Here is a 17,435-nt window from a genome sequence, read left to right as displayed (position 1 = left end):
CGCGGGTTGCGAGGCTCCCCCAGCTACCGCTGGGAGGTGCCCCCTGCACCAGACGCCGCTCGCTGATCCGGCCTGATCCACACGACACCCCCTAGGCGGATAAGCCCCGCCCCGGACGCGCGCTTGGACGGCTGGCGACCGGGGCGGAGGCCGTGCACCACCCCAACTCAGAGAGAGGAAGGCACATGCGAGACGTTACTGCGTTACTCGGCCGACCACAGCGGGCCGAAGTCATCGGGACCGTCCTGCGCAACAACCCCGGCATGGACGAGGGCATGGCAGGGCGGATCGTCGACGAGGCGGTGAAGTTCGTCGCCGCGGCGGCGGACGCGTCCCGGCCGCTCGCCCCGTCCCGAGTCGTGGACGAAGGCTGGCACGCCCTGATCCTGCACACGCGCATCTACCGCCAACTGTGCGAGCGCGTCGGCGCTTTCGTCGACCACATCCCGGAGGCACCGGACCCGGAACGGCGCGACCCCGAGGCGCTGTCACGGACCCAATGGCGCATCGTCGAGGCAGGGTTCCCCGTGGACGACGCACTGTGGCTGGCGCCCACTGACCAGAGCATCCCGGTGGCGGCCGACTGCCAGCACTCGGACGACAGCGGACCGATCGTCGTCATCCCCAAGCCCAAGGGCTGACCCGCGTAGGCTGCGGGCCGGAAGGAGGACACCCATGGAGTGGATCGACCCGAAGTACGCCGAGCTGGTCGCGACCATGCGACGGGCCGAGGCGGACGCCTCCGAGCAGGATCCGTCCGAGATCCGGCCGGTCCGGGGATTCATCGTCCCTGACGCCGGTCCCGGCCTGCTGCCACACTGAGGTGCCCGGCCGTAGCTGATCGCCATCGTTGATGTCAGACGTGGATGTCAATCGCCCCGGACCATGATCGGTCCGGGGCGTTTGTGCTGGTGCCCCCGGCAGGATTCGAACCTGCGACACCCGCTTTAGGAGAATGGTTCTTTATCATTTTCGGTGGGTCCGGTGAGCTGCGGCGGCGCGAGGTTCGAACACCTTCCAAAGATCATTTGGGAGAAATCTGGGAGATCATTTCGTCACCGTGCTTCACGAGGTCAATTCGTCCCCAAAGAGCCCGAATTCCGGCGTTCGCCATCGCCTTCCAGAATACGTCCTCCAGCCCCTCCAGGCGCTCGGCGCGCATCGCGGCTGTCGGCTTCTGGTAGTGCCTCTTGATGCCCGGCCGCCGATGCCCCGCCGCCTCGAAAGCGAGCGGCTCCTTCACACCCAGCTCCGACTGCATCGTGTCGTGCAGCGCCCGCAACGCCCGCATATCCAGGCCCGGCAGGATCGGTTCCCACGCCTCCCTGTACGCCACGCCCCGTCGGCGCTCCCGCTCGGGCCGCCCGTCCGCCGCCGGCCGGAAAGCACGCGACCAGTTCCCGCGGCGCCACGGCTTCCCGCTGTCCGTGCTGAAGGGGCGCTCGAAAGGCCAGTCCAGCAGATGCCGGCGGAGCAGTCGCGCCAGGAACGGGGGGACGTCTACGTCACGCGTCGAGCCGTCGTTCTTCGTGGGCTCCAGTTGGACGACGTACCCCTTCTTGGCGCCGGACTCGTCGCGCTCCTGGTACTCCGCGTACTCCTCAACGATGCGCAAGATCGGACACACGAACTCGCTCGCCCCCCACGGCTGTCGGCGGAGCAGCAGGGTGTTGTCCCGGTGCAGGCCGAGCCCCTCACCCCAGCGCAGACCAGTGAACGCGGTCGTCAGCACATGGATACCTCGCGCGGGGCCGAGGCGCTCAGCTACCTGGATCGCATCCTCGGGACGGGGGCCGCCGTCGCGGCGCATCTTGGGCGGACGGGCCTTCGCCGCGTCCCCCGACGTGTCCCTGGTCCGACGGCGACCGAAGAGGGGGTTCACCTCGATGTACCCTGCGTCGACCGCGGCCGTCATGATCGAGGACATCAGCGAGACGCAGTGCCCGCGGCTGACGTCCTCCACGTCCAGCCTCTGCTGCCACGAGTCCACGGCGAACCAGCTGATCTCGCTCAGCGCGGTGTACTCCCAGCGCGGGAAGATGTGGTTCTCCAACCGGTCCCAGCGGGTGCCGGTGGTGCGGCCCCTTTTGCGCTTGGCCTCCATGAACGTCCTGGCGAAGGCACCAAAGTGCGTCTGTCTCAAGTCCGGGTCGATCCATCGCCCAGCTCGGATCGCGGCTTCCTGTTCTTCGGCCCAGGCTTTGGCCGTCTTCTTCGTGTCGAATCCGGGCTCCGAACCGTAGGTTCCGTCGGGCCTCAGATACCGCGCGCGCCAACTGACCTTGCCTTTGCTGCCTTTGGCCGTGCTGACGCGCTTCTCGGCGAATCCCAAGATCCACCCCCCTTACAGGCCGTGTCCCACACGCCAGCGTGGCGTGATGCTGACCGGCTCACGGTCCGGGAGTTGCCCCCCGAGGCCGTTCATGACCTCTTCCGTAACGTAGAGCACCCACGCCCGAGGGCGCGGAACCAGCCACACAGCGACGTTGCACGGCATGGCGCGAACACACTGCACACGAACCCGCATCGGTCCCCCAAGACCTCACGACCTCACCCGAGCGGCGGCACCTTCGTCGGTATTCGGCCATGCAACCACACGGAATGCTCACATGTGGAGACGCGCGGTGTATGTGTCATCTACTGGTCGTCTTTGAGGCGCCTGATCCGCGCCTCCATCTGCTCCCACCGCTCCAGTGCCCGGCGCACCTGCTCCGGCCCCACGCCCGGCCGGCCCTTCACGACGATGACCATCTGCGCGTCCGGATTCTCGTCGTCATCGCCTGGCAGGTTTATGACGAGGCTGTCGAGCAGCGGGCCGTCGGATAGAGCGGCCTGGATGCGCAGTGGGAGTTCCTCGGCATGCGCAGTCTCAATCGAAAGCCCGGACGCGATGTTCAGGGCGGCCCGCTCGTCCGGCGCCTCCGGGGCAGTCTCTGCCGGAGTGGGGTCTCCCCCGGCGAGCACGGCGTCGATAGAGCCTGTGTCCCAACCGACCTCGCGGGCGTACGAGCGGACGGTGTGTGTGACCTTGGAGAAGAGGCCGCGCTCGATGTTGCGCATAGCGCCGCGCTTGACGCCGATTCTCTCGCCCAGCTCCGCCTGGCTGAGTCCGCGCGCTTCGCGGGCCGCCTTCAGTGCGGCGCCCAGCCGTGCCCAGTCTCGCTCCATGTCGCACATCATGCCCTACCTCCATGCAACCCCACAGCTCAGTCTCCGCCGTTTCACCTGCGCATGAACGTTCTTTGTGGGCGCGTTGGGTTGCATTGTGCGCCTGCATCGTGCACCCAGTGCGCCCGCACAACCCTCCCAATGTTCAGTAACTGAGCATCGAGCGGGTTAGAACGCTTGCGGAGCGGGTCAGTGCGTGCTTAGTCTCTGAACGTGACACCGAACGGTACTGCCATCAGAGCCATCCGCGAGGCTCAGAGACTGAGCATCCGAGGGCTTGCCTTGCGCACCGGGCTGAACCGCGGCTACCTCTCCCGCCTCGAGCGGGGCCATATCCGCGAATCGGCTGACCACAAGGTGCGAGCCATCGCGGCGGTGCTGGACGTGCCAGTCGACGCCATCACCCACAAGGAGACGCCGTGACCGCCCAGGCCACGAAGAAGAAGGCGCCCCCCACCGCCGAGGTGGGTGGCCCGGAAGACCTCGTCCTCTACTCGCCGGAGGAGGTCTACGAGAAGCGCTGGCTGCCCTTCTCGCCCCGCACGCTCCGCGACAAGGCCACGCGGCGGGAGATCCCCCACAGCAAGGCCGGGGGCCGGATCAGCTTCAGCCGTCGGCACGTCCGCGAGATCCACGCGGCGTACGAGGTCCGACCGCTGCGCGAGCGCAAGCAGCCCGCCTGACCAGCGCATGAAGCGGGGCCGCTCTGACTTCCCGGCCCGAGCGACCCCAACGGCTTCATCACCTCCAAATCCAAGATCAAGAAGGAGGCTCCACCGTGAGCACCCAGATTACCGACCCCCCGCCCGCCGCCGAGCTGGAGGCGTTGAGGGCCCGGGTCGCCAAGCTGGACCGCAGCGAGACCGCGCTCATCGGCGAGCGCGACCACATGCACGACGTGGCCGACAAGCTCGCCTACGCCATCGCCCCCATCGAGGTCATCGGCGAGCACTCCTCCGCGAACGACCCGTGGCAGAACGCGCTCGACATCGTCACCCCCGCCGCCGAGGTCGACCGGTTGCGGGCCCGGGTCGCCGAGCTGGAGGCCGAGCGGCAGACCACGAACGCCGCGCTGCTCGACGTGACCGTGGCTCTGCGGGCCGCCGAGGGTGAGGCGCCGATGCAGGTGATCCCGGTCGTGGAGAACGTGCCGATCCCGGTGCTGCTGACGGAGATGGACGACTCGGACCGGAGCGTGAAGCCGTGACCGTCCTCGCCTGCCTGTCCATCTCGCTCGTGCTCTACGGCATCGGCTGCATGATCCTCCGCGCCGTCGAGGACGCGCCCCGCATCGCGGCCGCGGTCCGCCACCTGGTCGCCCGCACGGGCGGTGAGGGCCGATGAAGCGCCGCCGCGACAGCAACTCCTTCAGCGACGGCGGCTACTGGCAGCGCCCCGACTCCAGCGGTCGCGCCAGCTCGCTCCGCGAAGCCCGCGACCGGGCCACGTTCGACCACCAGCCCCGGCAGGGCGTCCTCGGCCGCCTCGCCAACAAGCTCCGCGGAGGCAACGCCACATGACCAAGACCGTGCCGGCCGGGGCCGGAGCCCCGGCCACCGGCCGCACGGCCGCACCTCACGTCGCTGCCGCGCTGTACGTCGACCTCGAAGGCCTCCGTGCCCGCTACGAGTGCAGGCGGCCCGGCTGCCCGCACCGCCTGGAAGGCCCCGTCTACAGCACGGACCTGGCCGAGGACGGCAAGCCCATCGGCGTCGCCGGACTCAAGGCCTTCATCGACGGCATCAAGACCGCCCACCTGACCCAGTACCACGGGAGCACCCGTTGACCGACGCTCAGCCCCTCGACCTCCGGGCTTCCGCTCGCGAGCTGCACGACGCCGGACTGTGCGTCCTCCCCATCAAGGCGGACGGCACCAAGAAGCCCGCCGTGTCCTGGCTCCAGTACAAGGTGGAACGGACCACCCCCGCCGACCACGACAGCTGGTTCAGCCGCGACCGCCCGCGCGGCATCGCCGTCGTCTACGGCGCCATCTCCGGCAACGTCGAGATGATCGAGTTCGAGGGCCTCGCCATCCGCGAAGGCCTTCTCAACGCCGCCACCGAGATCATGGACGCATCCGGCCTCGGCGAGGCGTGGGCGGCGATCCTCGGCGGGTGGGTAACCGAGTCGCCGTCCGGCGGTCGGCACTACCGCGTGCGCGTCGAAGGCGGCGACGTCCCCGGCAACACCAAGCTGGCCTCCCGGCTCGCAGAAGAGCACGAGTACACCGATGAGGAGCGACAGCGGCTCCGCGAGAAGCCAAGCGCCCGCATCGTGCGCGTCCTCATCGAGACGCGCGGCGAGGGCGGGTACGGCCTAACCGAACCGTCCGGCGGCACGGTCCACGCTTCCGGCCGGCCGTACGTCCGGGTAGCTGGCGGGCCCGGCACCATCCCGGTCCTCGACGCCGAGACCGTCGGTGCGATCCGGAATGTGCTCCGGATGCTGGACAAGCTTCCCCGGCCCGAGCCCGCGAAGACCGCACCGCGCCCCGCCGCGCCCCGCCCCGACGGCACCCTGCGACCCGGAGACGACTTCGAGGCGCGGGCCTCATGGGAAGAGATCTTGCAGGGCGTCTTCCGGCCCCTGCATACCCGAGGCAGCGAGACCTACTGGGGCTGGGCCGACGGCGTCGGCGGCGTGAAGGCGACAACTGGGCGAGACGAGCACGACCGTCTGTTCGTATTCGCCACCGGAAGTGACTTCCAAGCCGAGGTGCCCTACAGCAAGTTCGGCGCCTACGCGCTGCTCGAGCACAACAACGACCACAAGGCCGCCGCACGGGCCCTCGCACTCCAGGGCTACGGGAGCCGCCGCCTCTCCGCTGTCGGTGGTGGCTCCGGCGCCCCGACGGCAGCCCCCGCCGAGGCGGAAGGCGCCGCCGAGGTCCAGGCCGAGGACGCCGCCGTCCAGGAGGACGAGGGCGACCCGGAAGGCTTCGGCTACGACGTCACGTTCGGCCTGCCCCGGTCCGTCCGCACGCCGTACGGCTACCGGGTCACCGGCATGGGCGTCGAGGTGCTCAGCCCGAACGGAGAGAACTGGACCCGCGTCACCTTCGCCCCCTTGGCCGTCACCGCCACCTTCGAGGACCCCGAAGGCGACCAGTACGTAGAGCTGTCGTGGGTCGACCGCAGCCTGGGGCGTCCCCGCCGCATCTCCCGCATCGTCAGCCGCGAGACCGCGAAGCGCGGCCGCAAGCTGATCGAGACCCTCGGCTCCGCGGGGCTCCCCGCCGTCGAAGGGGACGCCCGGGCCGTCGAGAAGTGGCTCGCCGAGTTCGAGGCGGGCAACGTGGGGCGGATCCCCTCCGAGCAGCTGGCGCGGTGGCTTGGCTGGCAGGACGACGGCACGTTCGTCGCCTCGCCGGAGGACGGCATCAAGGTCGACGTGCCGTTCGAGGAGCAGCGGGGCCCGGCCCGCGCGCACGCCAGGAAAGGGACCCTCGACGGCTGGAAGGAGACCGCCGCCCGGCTGGCGGGCTTCCCCGTGCCGCGCGTGGCCGTCGCGGCAGCGTTCGCCGCGCCGCTCCTCAAGCCTCTCGGTCTGAACAGCTTCACCCTGGACATCTCCAGCCGGTCCACCAAGGGGAAGACCACCGCCCTCCAAGTCGCCCTCAGCGTGTGGGCCGACCCGTCCGAGCACGCCAGCGCCATGTCCAACTGGCGCACCACGCTGTACGCGATCGAGAAGCGGCTGAACCTCGTCCGCGGCATCGTCACCGTCTTTGACGAGACGATGGCCGTCACGGACGACACCCTCATTGACGAGGTGCTGTACCAGCTCCCGATGAACCACGGGAAGGCGCGGTCCGGCGGCGCGTTCGGCAACATGCTGCCCTGGGAAACCATCCTTCTGAGCAGCGGTGAGCGGCCCGCCCTCTCCTTCACCACCAGCCAGGGCGCAGCGGCCCGCATCCTCGGCACAACCATCGCCCCTTTCGGCGACGGCGGCGGCGCGGCTGCCGCTGCCGCCCGCGACGGCGTACTCGCCAACCACGGACACGCCGGCCCCGAGTTCATCCGCTACATCCTCAGCGGCCTCGCTCAGCCGAACGGCAGGGAGAGGCTGCGCGAGCGTCACCGCGCCCTTGTTGACGAGTTCCGCGGCGGCGGCGACATGACGAACCGGCGCGCCCCGATGGTCGCGGCCCTGGTGCTGGCGGAGACCCTGGCGTGTGGCATCGGGCTGCTGCCGTACGAGCCCCTCGCCCACGACGTGTGGCGCCACCTCTTCACGGCCCACAACCCCACCGACAACCGGCCCGAGATGGCGCTGGACGTCGTCCGCGAGTACGTCGCAGGACACTCGCACGAGCTGTACAGCTCGGCCCGCGCGGCGCTCGGTGAGCGCCCGCCCTACTCCGGCTGGCTGGGCGTCCTGACCAACGTCGAGGGCAAGCCCCGGGTGGCGCTGCTGCCCGAGCGTGTACGCCAGATCCTCGCCGCGGCTGGCTACCAGCTCGACGCAGTGGTGGGCAGCTGGGTGGACGCCGGGTACCTGGAGACGCTCAAGAGCCAGCGACCGCCGCACCTGGTGCCCCGCCGTTTCGACGGCACCCGCCCGAAGTGCCTGGCGTTCACGCCCGAGGGCATCGCATTCGGTGACCAGGACGAGGCGGCATGAGGCCCGTCGAGGCGGTGGTACGCACGGGATGCGTACCACCAGCCAGCTCCTACACCCGCAGGTCAGAGCCCTACCGGGGCCGCGCTACAGGGCGGTACGCGGCCGCCCGGAAATGGCACCCCTCGGGGGCGGGCGCGCCTGCGCGTGCCCGCGCGCGTGCCCGTGTGCGTGCGCACACACATCGACCTGTCTCTGTTTCTGCGTACCTGCGTACCACTCCCTCTAGAGAGAGACATAACAGCAGGTCAAAGACCCTTTGGGTCCGGTACGCAGCCGGTACGCAGCCGGTACGCAGCGCGTACCGCCCCCTCTCCTCTCCACTCGAATCGAGGTGACCCATGTCCTTCACCCCTCGGCCGTACCAGCTCGAAGCCATCGAGACCCTGCGCCAGGGCTGGGCTGACGGCAGGAACCGCCTGGCCGTCGTCTTGCCCACCGGCGCCGGTAAAACGGTCGTCTTCTCCCACCTGGCCCACCAGATGCTCGACAGCCTCGACGGCCGCCGGGCGCTTGTGATCGCCCACCGCGAAGAGCTGATCGAGCAGGCCGCTTCCAAGCTCCTGGCGGTCGACCCCATGCTGCGCGTCGGCATCGTCAAGGCCCAGCGCGACCAGCACCACGATGCCGACGTGATCGTGGCCAGCGTCCAGACTCTGGCCGTGCCTCGACGGCGCGAGGCAATCCGGGACATCGGCCTGATCATCGTGGACGAGTGCCACCACGCGGCCGCGACGACCTACATGGAGGTGCTGCGCCACTTCGGGGCCTGGGACGGCGTGCCGACAGCGGGCTTCACCGCGACGATGACCCGCACCGACGGCGGCCTGGCCGACGTCTGGGAGGACGTCGTCTACCGCCTGGACATCCTCGACATGATCGGCGACGGCTACCTGTGTGACGTCCGCGGCAAGGCCATCACCGTCGACACCCTCGACCTCAACAAGGTGAAGACGCGGGGCGGCGACCTGGTCGACGGACAGCTGGGCAAGGCGCTGGAGGACTCCGGAGCCTTGGACGCCATCGCCAAGGCGTATGCCGACCACGCGGCTGACCGACCCGGCGTCGTCTTCACGCCGACCGTGGCGACCGCCCAGGGCGCCGCCGCAGCGCTGCGATCGGCCGGTATCACCGCCGCCCCGGTGTGGGGCGAGATGAGCCGGGACGACCGGCGCGCGACACTCGCCCGGTACGAGGCGGGCGACGTGCAGGTGCTCACCAACTGCATGGTTCTGACGGAAGGGTTCGACGCGCCGCACACCAGCTGCGCCGTCATCGCCCGCCCCACCAAGTCGGCGGGCCTGTACGTGCAGATGGCCGGCCGCGCGCTCCGCCCGGCCCCTGGGAAGCGCGACGCACTCCTGCTCGACGTCATGGGCGCCGCGAGCCGCCACAAGCTGGCCTCGATGGTCGACCTGACCGAGCGGGAGATCGGCGAGGCCGAGAGCGGGAAGAGCCTGCGGCAGGTCGCTGAGGAACACGCAGCGGCCGAGAAGCGGCGAACGGTGGCCACGCGGATCCAGACCGAGGAGATCAATCTGTTCGGCGCCTCGAAGATCCCCTGGCTGCGTACGCCCTCCGGGACATGGTTCGTCCGGCTGACGTCCGCCATGTTCCTGTTCCTCGAACGCGACCCGGAGACCCGGCTGTACCGGGTACGGCGGTGGACCGAGGCGTACGGCGTCCGCTCGCCCAAGAACGACGTGGCTCGGCCCCTCGCTGAAGCCCTCATCTGGCTGGAGAAGCAGGCCGTCGCCGCCCCCGGCGCGCTCAGCGAACGCCAGGCCCCGTGGAGGTCCGGGCGCCCGAACTCGAAGCAACTGGGGCTGTGCCGCCGTCTCGGCATCGAGGTACCGCGCGGCAGCACGGCTGGCGAGGTCTCCGACCTCATCGACCAGGACCGCGTCGACCGTGCCCTCGCCCAGCTGCGTATCCCCGCCGCGTAGTGGTCCGGGCCTGTCGCTATCAGGCCCGGACCATCACCCATCACATCACGGAGGAAGCCATGACCGAACGTCCCGGCGGTTCGCGCCACACCGCCGACACGATCACTGACGACGCCCTCGACGAGCTGTACAACAACACGTCTCGGGCCTGGCGCCGCGGCGACCGTTGGAAGGTGAAGGCTCTCGAGGTACGAGCCGAGCGGGACCAGCTGCTCGCCGAACTCGGCGGCCGCGACGACGAAGCCCGCGAACGCTGGATCCAGAAGCAGCTCGAAGAGACCGGCCTGCGCGCCATGGACTTCCGCAACGGCGCCGAGATGGAGCTGGAGCCCGCCCGCGAGCTGCTGGCCCACTGGGTCGCCGCCGCGCGGACGATGCTGGGCGACGCGCCGAACTACACCGAAACGCGGCTGTCGATGGATGTGAAGGTCGCGGAGTCGCCGGAGCTGTACACGCTCGTTGTCCAGCGGCACGGGCCTGGCGTGCTCACCCCGCACGAGGCACGGCAGCGCGCGGAAGGGGCACTGGCCGCGGTGCTGGGCATCGTGTCCGCCTGGTGCGTCGAGTCCAACGACGTCGGCGGCATCGACGCCGGTGACCTCGCGTGGCGACTGGAGCAGGCCGGGCACCCGCTGCCCGATGAGGACGGCACCGACGCTGCCCCGGCCGAGAAGAGCGACCGGTGACGGCCCGCTGCCGCGGCTGCCATCGTCCTCTCCGCCGACCCAGCCCAGACGGCTACGGCCCCAAGTGCCGCCGGACTCAACGCTTGCGGAGCCCCCGCTGGCCCGTCCACTACCGCGGCCGCAAGGTCCGCACCCTGCCCGACATCGCCAACTACCAGGAGGCCCAGACCCCATGACCGACACCACTACCAACCCGTACGGCGACCCCACCCAGTGGGACGAGATCCCCGACGGCTGGACCGAGGCATTCACCACGGCGATCGAGGCCCACGGACACACCGTCACCGAGGCCCACGAGTCCGCCATCACCATCGACGTGCCCGGCCTGGACGAGGGCCACGAGTGGTACATCGGCTGTCCGAACTTTCACGGCATGTGGGGCTACGGCATCGCCGACGAGCGCGGCGTCGCCGACAACGTGACGTGGATCAACGCTGACGCCGCCGACCCGCAGGACATCGCCGACCACGTCCACGCCATCCTCACCGGCGCCCCGATGGAACGCGGCTGGATGTCCGGCTCCTGCGCGGTGTGGCTGCCCGAGACGAAGCCCGCTACCTGACCGCCCTGCCCGGCCGCCGTCCACGCGGCCGGGCTCCGAGCCCGGGTGGCGGAACGGCAGACGCTGCCGCCTTAAAAGCGGCCGCCCACCAGGGCGTGCGGGTTCGAATCCCGCCCCGGGCACTCCCGACCTCGACCGACCGACGAAGGACCAACCGATGACCGACACCAGCCCGGCCGCCGACTCGGACCAGTGCGGACTGTGCGAGCGGGAGTTGCAGAACGACTACCTGTGCCCGGGCTGCACTCGGGCGACCGGCGAGCGGCTCGATCGGATGCCGAAGCTGTACGGTGCGCTCGCCGCGTTCCTCCCGCCGCCCGGGCGTCGCCCCGAGTACGGGCGGTCGGGTGGTTCCGAGGCGCCGTTGCCGGTAGCCGAGCCTGCGCTGACCCTTCGCGGCCCCGGCGGGATCGTCGGCGTCCTCGAGGACTGGCGCAGCGCGATGCAGGCCGACCGAGGCTGGGGAGCGCCAGCGTTGCGGGGCGCGAGCGAGGACCGGGTACGCGCGGCCGCGCGAGGTCTGAGCCTCAACCTGGAGTGGATCGCCAGCAGCTGGCCGATGGCCGGCGCCTTCGCCGAGGAGATCCGCGCCCTGGAGCGGTCGGTGCTGTCGGTCGTCAGCCCGCCCGAGAAGACGCGGCGACTCGGGAAGTGCATCACGCTGGTGGGCGACGGCTCGCGGTGCGGCGCCGTGCTGCGGGTTCCGTCGGGAGTGGCTGAGGTGCGGTGCCATTGGTGCGGCGCGTCCTACCCCCCGTCTTCCTGGCTGGAGTTGGCCCGTGCGCAGCAGGAAACCCCTTGCAATCTAACCCTGGGTTAGTTACGCTCCAGGGGATGGACGCGAAACCCTGGCGGGAACGGGTCCGCGGGGAAGACGAGCTGGTGGAACAGCTCCAACTCCTCGTATCCGAATCCGCGAAGCGACGGGCGGAAGCCCTGCGCGAAGGCGTGGACGAGCTCGGGTCGGTCGCGGAAGTCGCGCGCGATCTCGGCAAGAGCTGGAACGCCGTCTACAACGCGCTGAAGAAGCAGGAGACGAAGAAGCGTCCGCCTGGTGGAACGGGCGGCGCGACAACCGAATAGCGAAGCAGGGGCCGGGCGACAGCTCCCCCGGGTGGTGGAACACCCGAGGAGCGGCCGCGTCGCCCGACCCCCTGACCGAAGTACCACCTGATGTGAGCAGGAGGACTCGGCTATGGCTAACTTTGCCATGCCTGCGCGCCCCGACGCGCCCCCGCCCGACCGGCGCACCGTCGCGGTCGGCATCATCCGCAGCGGCATCGTCACGACCGTGCGCGCGGCGGCCGGCCTCTCCGAGGCCCGCCGCGGCGACCGGCCCGCCGCCGACCGCTCGGCGGTGACCGGATGAGCACCCCGATCCCCGAGCCGATCGCCGACCTGCTGCGCGCGGTCCGCGAGGCGCTCGATATCCCGCACCCGGCCACCTTCGGCGACAGCGAGCAGCACGGCCGTGTCCTGACCAACCGGGTCATGCACACGGTGGTCGCCCTGCACGGCGTCCTCGACAGGCAGACGCCGGGCCTCGGCATCGAGTGGACCACCGACTACCTGCGCGCCCGGCTCGCCGAGCACCCGCCGACCGGTTACCACCACGCCGGTGCCCGCGCCCCGCGCCAGGACGGGGGGCAGCCGTGAAGCTCCCCACCTTCGTGCCCTCGGTCCCGGTCGCGATCGAGGCCGCGCGCGAATACCTCGCCCAGGCCGAGGCCGTCGACATCCACGACCACGGACGCGTCATCGAGTCGCACGCCTCCCTCACCGTCGCCCTCGGCCAGCTGCTGGCCGCGCTCGACGCCGAGCAGGGGGTGAACCAGTGAAGCTGCCGCAGATCTTCCGCTCCACCCCGCCCGCGGCCCCGATCCGCGCCGAGGCCCCGCTGAACTCCAAGAGGGTCCAGGACGCGTCGGTCGAGCAGTGCCGCGAGGACTTCGTGATTGGCGCCCCGCTGCGCGACGCGTTCGACGCCCGCGCCCGCGCCCGACGAGGCGGGAGCGCTGGCTGATGCGGCTCTTCTGCGGCGTCCTGCTCATCGCCGAACTCATTCTCCTGGCCGTGGCCGCCGTCCTCCGCGCCACTGCCTGAACCACCCCTGCGCCGGGCCCACCCGCCGCCGGGTGGGCCCCGGAAGGACCCGATCCATGAACCACAGCATCCAGCAGACCCTGACGTCTGCCTCGACCGCCTGGCGGGCCGCGCTGACCGTTGTGTCGCTCGCTGCGATCGCCACCACCGGATGGTCCCTGTACGCCGTCGCCCGCCACTACGACGCCCCCGACTTCATCGGCTACGCGGCCGTTGCCGTGTTCGATGGCGCCGCGTACGCCTGCCTCCACCTCGCCAGCGAGGCATCCAAGGCGGGCCGCTCAGCTGCCGGAGCCCGTCTGGCCGCGCTCGTCATGACCGGCACCTCGGTCTACCTGAACAACTTCCACGCCGACCTCATCGGCGGCGGCCTCGCTGCGGCCCTTCTGTTCTCCGTCCCCACCCTCGCCCTGCTCGCCGTCAGCGAGCTGTCCTGGGCCGGACCCCGGGCCGCCGCACGGGCCGAGCTGGGCGAGCGCCCGTTTCGGCTCCCCGCGTTCGGCGGCTGGGCTTGGCTTCTGGCCCCGCGTCGCGCTGGCCGCACGGTGAAGCAGCGCGCGGTGGACCACATCGAGCACGGCGGACAGACGCCTCCAACAGCCCCCGCCCCGGCGCCCTCGCGCCGCGCGACCGACATCCTGCGTGACCGCTTCGCCGAGATGGACCCGGCTGATGCGGTCCGCATCGCCCATGATGCGCAGCCTGATATGCCCCCGGGCGAGCTGGCCGCGCTCCTCGTCACCTACGGCGTGATTGTTGACGCCGTGCAGGTCGCCCTCGTCCTCAACGGCCGCCCGCCGAGCATCGACCTCGACCGCGACGACCAGCGTGATGCGGATGATGCGCAGCATGATGCGTCGCAGGTCCCGGCCCTGCCACCTGTCACCAAGTCGCAAGCGATCATCGATGCTGCCGCCCACCTCGGCGCCGCTGCGCGGGCAGCCGACATCGCTGCCCGCGTCCAGCGCATCAACCGCATCACGGTGGACCCCGGGTACGTCCGCGCGGTCCTTTCCCGCGAGGCGAAGAAGGCGGCCCGCGAGGCGCGCGAGGACGAGGGCGTGGGCCAGGGCGGGGGCGGATACGCATGAACGACCCGCGCCCCGTCCCGCCGCCGCCCAGCTACCCGCCCACTGTCGGCATCTCCGCCCCGGACGAGCCGCGCGACGCCGAAGAGCCCGGGCCCGAACGCCCGGCCGGCGCCGACCGGCTGCCGCACTGGCGATCACGAAAGCCCGTGCTGGCCACACCTGCCAACGAGCCGGACGAGTCCGAGGACGAGCTGGACGAGGACTCGGAGGACCTGGTCGAGGACGACCAGGACGACCACCCCGAGGAAGACGAGACCGAGGACGACGAGGCGGACGCCAAGTCCGGCCCGCCCCGCAAGGGCAAGGCCGCCAAAAAGAAGCCCGGGAAACGCTCCTCAGACCGTGAGCTGCGCGTGATCGCGTTCAACGGCGTCGCGGCTGGGGTCGGCTACGGGGTGGGCCTCGTCCCGGTCTTCGGGCAGTGGCTCCCCGCCGCCGAGCAGGCCGCGACCGGCATGGTCGGCCTCGTCCTCGCCGCCAGCGGGGCGGTCGCCACCTGGAAGCTGACCGGCCACCCGGCCGTCCGTCCCATCCTCCCGTACGTCTCCGTGTCCCGAACCCTCATCAGCGTGGGCGCCGCCGAACTCGGGCGCCGCTTGGCGCCGGCCGCCGTGGCGTGGATCAACCAAAACGGCGCGCAGTGGGGGCTCGGCGCCAGCGCCGTCTCCCTGCTGCTCACCGCGGGCGGCATGTGCGGCGGCCTCTGGTGGTTCGCCGACCGCCGGGCCCGGGCCTGGCACTGGACCGCCCGTCTCGTCGTCCGGATCCCGCTCGCTTCCGCGCTCCTCGCCACCGCCCTGTACGCCCCGGGCGCCACCTCTTGAAAGGCACTCACGTGACCTGGTACCTCTCCGCCCCGGCCGCCGTGCAGGGCATCACCAACGGGCAGCTGCTCGGCCCGATCACCCTGTCCGGCGGCGCCTTGGCGTCCACGATCGTCCTCGGTCTCGGGGTCCGCGGAAGCGACCGCATCAAGATCGACAGCAAGGAAAAGGCCGGATGGACCGGCATCGTCACCGGCACCCTCTACATGGCCGCCGGCGGCGCCTGGGCCGACATCGGCAGCGGCGCGGGCAGCATCCCCACCTCCGTCCTCGGCTCCGACAGCGGCCTCGGTGACCCGGGCCTGGGCGGCATTGCACTCTGCCTGACGCTCCTGACCTTCGGCCCCCGGTGGAAGCGCAAGATCTGGCCCGCGCTGTTGGGGATCTCCGACGCCGTGGTCTACGGCCAGGCGGCCGGTGTCTGGGGCATCCTCATCAACATCATCCGCATGGCTGTTGGCCACGTGACCGGCGGCGCGTGATGAGCCTGAAGGACGAGCTGTTCATCCCCTTCCGTGGCGCGGCCGGCGCCTGGCAGGACCTCGCGGCAGGGTCGGGAGTGCTGATCCGGTGTTCCTGTCGGGGCATCCGGCGAGTGCTCGGGCTGCTGTGGCGGGCGACCTGGAGCGGGGCCACGTTCGCCGACCGGGTGGAGTCCTTGGGGATCGCGGCCCTGATCGGCGCTGCCGGGCTGGCGGTCGCGGCCGGGGGCGTGGGCCTGCTCGTGTGGGTGGCCAGCCCGTACGCGCCGGTGATCAGCGGCGTGGGCGTGCTCGGGTGGCTGGTCGCAGCGTGGGCGGTCGCTCCCCCGAGGGAGACCACCACCCAAAACGATCAAGAAAAGTTGCCAGGGGAGCAGCCCACCGAAACGGCTGCCCCGGCTGAGGACCACCGCGGCGCGGAACGGTGGCTCGTGCGCCTGGTGCTCGTGGGCGTGCGTGACGCCGTCGCCGCCGGGCGCAAGGGCGTTCACCTCGCCACCATCTTGGAGTCGACCGACGTCGACTGGGACGTCGCCACGCTGCGCCAGCACTGCCAGCGCCTCGACATCCCCACCAAGAAGATCAACATCCGTGGTCAGGGGTCCACCTGGGGCGTCCACGTGGATGAGCTGGAAGGGGTCCTCGGCGGGCCCGTTGAGGCCGCCCTCGCCGCGCTCGATGCAGGGCCCGCTGGAGGCCCCGTCGAGGGGGCGGATGAGGGCCCCGCCCGGGCCGGGGAGGAGGCCCCCGCCGAGGCCCCGCCCGAGACCGCCCCGCGACCCACCCTCGCCGGGCTTCTGGGGGCCGCTGCCAACCCCTCCCCTGGGACCACGGCGTGACCCCGACCGCCCCCCGGTTGCTGCCCAGCAATCACCCATCTGACCTGCGCATCTATCACCCCATCAACCACCCATCCACCGCCCCGTCTACCACCCCATCAACCGCCGGAGATAACACCGTGCCGCACCACTACCGCTGCCCCGTCTGCGCTATCAGATCCCGCCCGTACTGGACCCGCGCCGGGGCCGAGGAGCACGGCCGCGCCCACCGCCGCCGGTACCACGGAGGCGACCACCCCGACGGCGAGCGCATCCAGCACCTGCCCCACCGGACCCCGGAGCGCGGCGAGGTCATCGCCGTGGCCCTCGTCCTGGCGCTCCTCGCGCTGGCCCTGCTCCTCAAGTAGCCCGTCCCCCGTCCATCGCGATCAAGAGACAGGAGCGCCGCCATGGAGTACTGCGAAGACTGCGGCTGGTGGACCAAGCCGCGCTGCGGGCACTGACCCGCACCCATACGCCGAGGGCCGCCCGATCACGCGAACGGGCGGCCCTCGCGGGCATCATGGAGCCATGGAGCAGCCCATCCTCGTGGACCCCTACGCCGCCCAGGCCGCCACCGGCATCAAGCCCGGCACCATCCGCCAGTGGCTCCGCCGTGGCCGACTCGCCCACCACGGCTACGACCGCGACGGCCGCGCCCTTGTCGACCTCGAAGAGCTCCAAGACCGGCTGACCGCCAACGCTGCTTGACCATCTCCCTGACCTGCTGTAACACTCAAGGCACGTCAGCCGTGCCCGCAGCCAGCTGACCAGCACTTCGAAGGCCCCGACTACATCCCCCGGTCGGGGCCTTCGCCGTGCCCGATGCAGGGAGATGGCCATGCCCCGCCGAGCACTCCAGGTCTGCCCCACCCCCGGATGCCCCACCCTCACACAGGGGGGACGCTGTGAGCGCTGTCAACAGAGAGCCAGCCAAGGGCGACGCAGCCCAACTACCAAGGGGTACGACACGCGATGGCAGCGCACCAGGGCTGCGTACCTGCGTGAGCATCCCTACTGCGAGTGCGAGGAGTGCATGACATTGCCCGCCTTGCTGCGTCCCCGAGCTACCGAGGTGAACCACCGCGATGGGCTCGGACCGTTGGGCCCAAGGGGACATGACTGGACGAAC

Annotated in this window: 26 protein-coding genes and 1 tRNA gene; 25 read left to right on the top strand and 2 right to left on the bottom strand. The window is 70.8% G+C overall.

Annotated elements, in window-relative coordinates:
• Window positions 1-185 precede the first annotated feature (185 nt).
• Entirely contained in the window at window positions 186-641 is a 456-nt protein-coding gene (locus tag ABZ562_RS33615) for a hypothetical protein (protein ID WP_361487066.1), read from the top strand.
• Between the two features lie 34 nt (window positions 642-675).
• Window positions 676-822: a hypothetical protein gene (locus ABZ562_RS33610; protein WP_361487064.1), complete on the top strand. Its 147-nt coding sequence runs from the start codon at window positions 676-678 to the stop codon at window positions 820-822.
• 202 nt (window positions 823-1,024) lie between these two features.
• Here the strand turns inward: ABZ562_RS33610 and ABZ562_RS33605 are convergent, their stop codons facing one another.
• The gene (locus ABZ562_RS33605) at window positions 1,025-2,332 is read right to left on the bottom strand and encodes a hypothetical protein (RefSeq protein WP_361487061.1); all 1,308 of its coding nucleotides are present in this window, start codon (window positions 2,330-2,332) and stop codon (window positions 1,025-1,027) included.
• Between the two features lie 305 nt (window positions 2,333-2,637).
• On the bottom strand, window positions 2,638-3,168 hold the full coding sequence (locus tag ABZ562_RS33600) for a helix-turn-helix transcriptional regulator (protein WP_361487058.1): 531 nt from the start codon (window positions 3,166-3,168) through the stop codon (window positions 2,638-2,640).
• 213 nt (window positions 3,169-3,381) lie between these two features.
• Here ABZ562_RS33600 and ABZ562_RS33595 point away from each other — a divergent pair, with 213 nt between their 5' ends.
• The 23 genes from ABZ562_RS33595 to ABZ562_RS33485 all read left to right on the top strand — a co-directional run bounded on the left by ABZ562_RS33595 (window position 3,382) and on the right by ABZ562_RS33485 (window position 17,014).
• Window positions 3,382-3,591 (top strand): helix-turn-helix transcriptional regulator, encoded by a 210-nt coding sequence (locus tag ABZ562_RS33595; RefSeq protein ID WP_361487056.1) that lies wholly within the window; start codon window positions 3,382-3,384, stop codon window positions 3,589-3,591.
• Entirely contained in the window at window positions 3,588-3,851 is a 264-nt protein-coding gene (locus tag ABZ562_RS33590) for a hypothetical protein (RefSeq protein WP_361487053.1), read from the top strand. The genes ABZ562_RS33595 and ABZ562_RS33590 overlap by 4 nt, the downstream gene beginning before the upstream one ends.
• A 95-nt stretch (window positions 3,852-3,946) precedes the next feature.
• Window positions 3,947-4,375 carry a hypothetical protein gene (locus ABZ562_RS33585; RefSeq protein WP_361487052.1) on the top strand — a complete coding sequence of 143 codons (429 nt, stop codon included), beginning with the start codon at window positions 3,947-3,949 and terminating at the stop codon, window positions 4,373-4,375.
• On the top strand, window positions 4,372-4,512 hold the full coding sequence (locus tag ABZ562_RS33580) for a hypothetical protein (RefSeq protein ID WP_361487049.1): 141 nt from the start codon (window positions 4,372-4,374) through the stop codon (window positions 4,510-4,512). Before ABZ562_RS33585 ends, ABZ562_RS33580 begins: the two co-directional genes overlap by 4 nt.
• Entirely contained in the window at window positions 4,509-4,688 is a 180-nt protein-coding gene (locus ABZ562_RS33575; protein WP_361487047.1) for a hypothetical protein, read from the top strand. Before ABZ562_RS33580 ends, ABZ562_RS33575 begins: the two co-directional genes overlap by 4 nt.
• Window positions 4,685-4,954 (top strand): hypothetical protein, encoded by a 270-nt coding sequence (locus tag ABZ562_RS33570; RefSeq protein WP_361487045.1) that lies wholly within the window; start codon window positions 4,685-4,687, stop codon window positions 4,952-4,954. Before ABZ562_RS33575 ends, ABZ562_RS33570 begins: the two co-directional genes overlap by 4 nt.
• Window positions 4,951-7,794 carry a DUF927 domain-containing protein gene (locus tag ABZ562_RS33565; RefSeq protein WP_361487043.1) on the top strand — a complete coding sequence of 948 codons (2,844 nt, stop codon included), beginning with the start codon at window positions 4,951-4,953 and terminating at the stop codon, window positions 7,792-7,794. The genes ABZ562_RS33570 and ABZ562_RS33565 overlap by 4 nt, the downstream gene beginning before the upstream one ends.
• Before the next feature lie 338 nt (window positions 7,795-8,132).
• A complete protein-coding gene (locus ABZ562_RS33560; RefSeq protein WP_361487040.1) occupies window positions 8,133-9,737 on the top strand; it encodes a DEAD/DEAH box helicase in 1,605 nt (534 codons plus the stop codon).
• Window positions 9,738-9,796: 59 nt separating this feature from the next.
• Window positions 9,797-10,423, top strand: a complete 627-nt coding sequence (locus ABZ562_RS33555) for a hypothetical protein (RefSeq protein ID WP_361487037.1) — start codon at window positions 9,797-9,799, stop codon at window positions 10,421-10,423.
• A gap of 172 nt (window positions 10,424-10,595) precedes the next feature.
• Window positions 10,596-10,985, top strand: a complete 390-nt coding sequence (locus ABZ562_RS33550; protein ID WP_361487035.1) for a hypothetical protein — start codon at window positions 10,596-10,598, stop codon at window positions 10,983-10,985.
• 39 nt (window positions 10,986-11,024) lie between these two features.
• Window positions 11,025-11,107: transfer RNA gene (locus tag ABZ562_RS33545), tRNA-Leu, on the top strand.
• 35 nt (window positions 11,108-11,142) lie between these two features.
• Window positions 11,143-11,805, top strand: coding sequence for a hypothetical protein (locus ABZ562_RS33540; protein WP_361487032.1), 663 nt, complete (start codon window positions 11,143-11,145; stop codon window positions 11,803-11,805).
• A 14-nt stretch (window positions 11,806-11,819) separates the two neighbouring features.
• A complete protein-coding gene (locus tag ABZ562_RS33535; RefSeq protein WP_361487029.1) occupies window positions 11,820-12,068 on the top strand; it encodes a hypothetical protein in 249 nt (82 codons plus the stop codon).
• Window positions 12,069-12,180: 112 nt separating this feature from the next.
• Window positions 12,181-12,354, top strand: coding sequence for a hypothetical protein (locus ABZ562_RS33530; protein WP_361487026.1), 174 nt, complete (start codon window positions 12,181-12,183; stop codon window positions 12,352-12,354).
• Window positions 12,351-12,641 carry a hypothetical protein gene (locus ABZ562_RS33525; RefSeq protein ID WP_361487024.1) on the top strand — a complete coding sequence of 97 codons (291 nt, stop codon included), beginning with the start codon at window positions 12,351-12,353 and terminating at the stop codon, window positions 12,639-12,641. Before ABZ562_RS33530 ends, ABZ562_RS33525 begins: the two co-directional genes overlap by 4 nt.
• Window positions 12,638-12,823, top strand: coding sequence for a hypothetical protein (locus ABZ562_RS33520; protein WP_361487021.1), 186 nt, complete (start codon window positions 12,638-12,640; stop codon window positions 12,821-12,823). The genes ABZ562_RS33525 and ABZ562_RS33520 overlap by 4 nt, the downstream gene beginning before the upstream one ends.
• Entirely contained in the window at window positions 12,820-13,008 is a 189-nt protein-coding gene (locus ABZ562_RS33515) for a hypothetical protein (protein WP_361487018.1), read from the top strand. The genes ABZ562_RS33520 and ABZ562_RS33515 overlap by 4 nt, the downstream gene beginning before the upstream one ends.
• 136 nt (window positions 13,009-13,144) lie before the next feature.
• A complete protein-coding gene (locus ABZ562_RS33510; RefSeq protein WP_361487015.1) occupies window positions 13,145-14,179 on the top strand; it encodes a hypothetical protein in 1,035 nt (344 codons plus the stop codon).
• Window positions 14,176-15,003, top strand: a complete 828-nt coding sequence (locus ABZ562_RS33505) for a hypothetical protein (RefSeq protein ID WP_361487013.1) — start codon at window positions 14,176-14,178, stop codon at window positions 15,001-15,003. Before ABZ562_RS33510 ends, ABZ562_RS33505 begins: the two co-directional genes overlap by 4 nt.
• A gap of 11 nt (window positions 15,004-15,014) precedes the next feature.
• The gene (locus ABZ562_RS33500) at window positions 15,015-15,485 is read left to right on the top strand and encodes a hypothetical protein (RefSeq protein WP_361487010.1); all 471 of its coding nucleotides are present in this window, start codon (window positions 15,015-15,017) and stop codon (window positions 15,483-15,485) included.
• Window positions 15,485-16,324 carry a hypothetical protein gene (locus ABZ562_RS33495; protein WP_361487007.1) on the top strand — a complete coding sequence of 280 codons (840 nt, stop codon included), beginning with the start codon at window positions 15,485-15,487 and terminating at the stop codon, window positions 16,322-16,324. Before ABZ562_RS33500 ends, ABZ562_RS33495 begins: the two co-directional genes overlap by 1 nt.
• Window positions 16,325-16,443: 119 nt before the next feature.
• The gene (locus tag ABZ562_RS33490) at window positions 16,444-16,671 is read left to right on the top strand and encodes a hypothetical protein (RefSeq protein ID WP_361487005.1); all 228 of its coding nucleotides are present in this window, start codon (window positions 16,444-16,446) and stop codon (window positions 16,669-16,671) included.
• 163 nt (window positions 16,672-16,834) lie between these two features.
• Entirely contained in the window at window positions 16,835-17,014 is a 180-nt protein-coding gene (locus ABZ562_RS33485; protein ID WP_361487003.1) for a hypothetical protein, read from the top strand.
• Window positions 17,015-17,435 lie beyond the last annotated feature (421 nt).

The sequence above is a fragment of the Streptomyces sp. NPDC019937 genome, from assembly GCF_040631655.1.
Taxonomy (GTDB): Bacteria; Actinomycetota; Actinomycetes; order Streptomycetales; family Streptomycetaceae; genus Streptomyces.
The sequence above is the reverse complement of the archived record's forward strand: the minus strand, read 5'-3'. Positions and strand labels throughout refer to the sequence as shown.

What these genes read in the sequence shown, in the direction of transcription:
- ABZ562_RS33615 (WP_361487066.1), top strand. Translation starts at nt 186, where the DNA reads ATGCGAGACGTTACTGCGTTACTCGGCCGACCACAGCGGGCCGAAGTC.
- ABZ562_RS33610 (WP_361487064.1), top strand. Translation starts at nt 676, where the DNA reads ATGGAGTGGATCGACCCGAAGTACGCCGAGCTGGTCGCGACCATGCGA.
- ABZ562_RS33600 (WP_361487058.1), bottom strand. Translation starts at nt 3,168, where the DNA reads ATGGAGCGAGACTGGGCACGGCTGGGCGCCGCACTGAAGGCGGCCCGC.
- ABZ562_RS33575 (WP_361487047.1), top strand. Translation starts at nt 4,509, where the DNA reads ATGAAGCGCCGCCGCGACAGCAACTCCTTCAGCGACGGCGGCTACTGG.
- ABZ562_RS33570 (WP_361487045.1), top strand. Translation starts at nt 4,685, where the DNA reads ATGACCAAGACCGTGCCGGCCGGGGCCGGAGCCCCGGCCACCGGCCGC.
- ABZ562_RS33560 (WP_361487040.1), top strand. Translation starts at nt 8,133, where the DNA reads ATGTCCTTCACCCCTCGGCCGTACCAGCTCGAAGCCATCGAGACCCTG.
- ABZ562_RS33555 (WP_361487037.1), top strand. Translation starts at nt 9,797, where the DNA reads ATGACCGAACGTCCCGGCGGTTCGCGCCACACCGCCGACACGATCACT.
- ABZ562_RS33550 (WP_361487035.1), top strand. Translation starts at nt 10,596, where the DNA reads ATGACCGACACCACTACCAACCCGTACGGCGACCCCACCCAGTGGGAC.
- ABZ562_RS33540 (WP_361487032.1), top strand. Translation starts at nt 11,143, where the DNA reads ATGACCGACACCAGCCCGGCCGCCGACTCGGACCAGTGCGGACTGTGC.
- ABZ562_RS33535 (WP_361487029.1), top strand. Translation starts at nt 11,820, where the DNA reads ATGGACGCGAAACCCTGGCGGGAACGGGTCCGCGGGGAAGACGAGCTG.
- ABZ562_RS33530 (WP_361487026.1), top strand. Translation starts at nt 12,181, where the DNA reads ATGGCTAACTTTGCCATGCCTGCGCGCCCCGACGCGCCCCCGCCCGAC.
- ABZ562_RS33525 (WP_361487024.1), top strand. Translation starts at nt 12,351, where the DNA reads ATGAGCACCCCGATCCCCGAGCCGATCGCCGACCTGCTGCGCGCGGTC.
- ABZ562_RS33510 (WP_361487015.1), top strand. Translation starts at nt 13,145, where the DNA reads ATGAACCACAGCATCCAGCAGACCCTGACGTCTGCCTCGACCGCCTGG.
- ABZ562_RS33505 (WP_361487013.1), top strand. Translation starts at nt 14,176, where the DNA reads ATGAACGACCCGCGCCCCGTCCCGCCGCCGCCCAGCTACCCGCCCACT.
- ABZ562_RS33495 (WP_361487007.1), top strand. Translation starts at nt 15,485, where the DNA reads ATGAGCCTGAAGGACGAGCTGTTCATCCCCTTCCGTGGCGCGGCCGGC.
- ABZ562_RS33485 (WP_361487003.1), top strand. Translation starts at nt 16,835, where the DNA reads ATGGAGCAGCCCATCCTCGTGGACCCCTACGCCGCCCAGGCCGCCACC.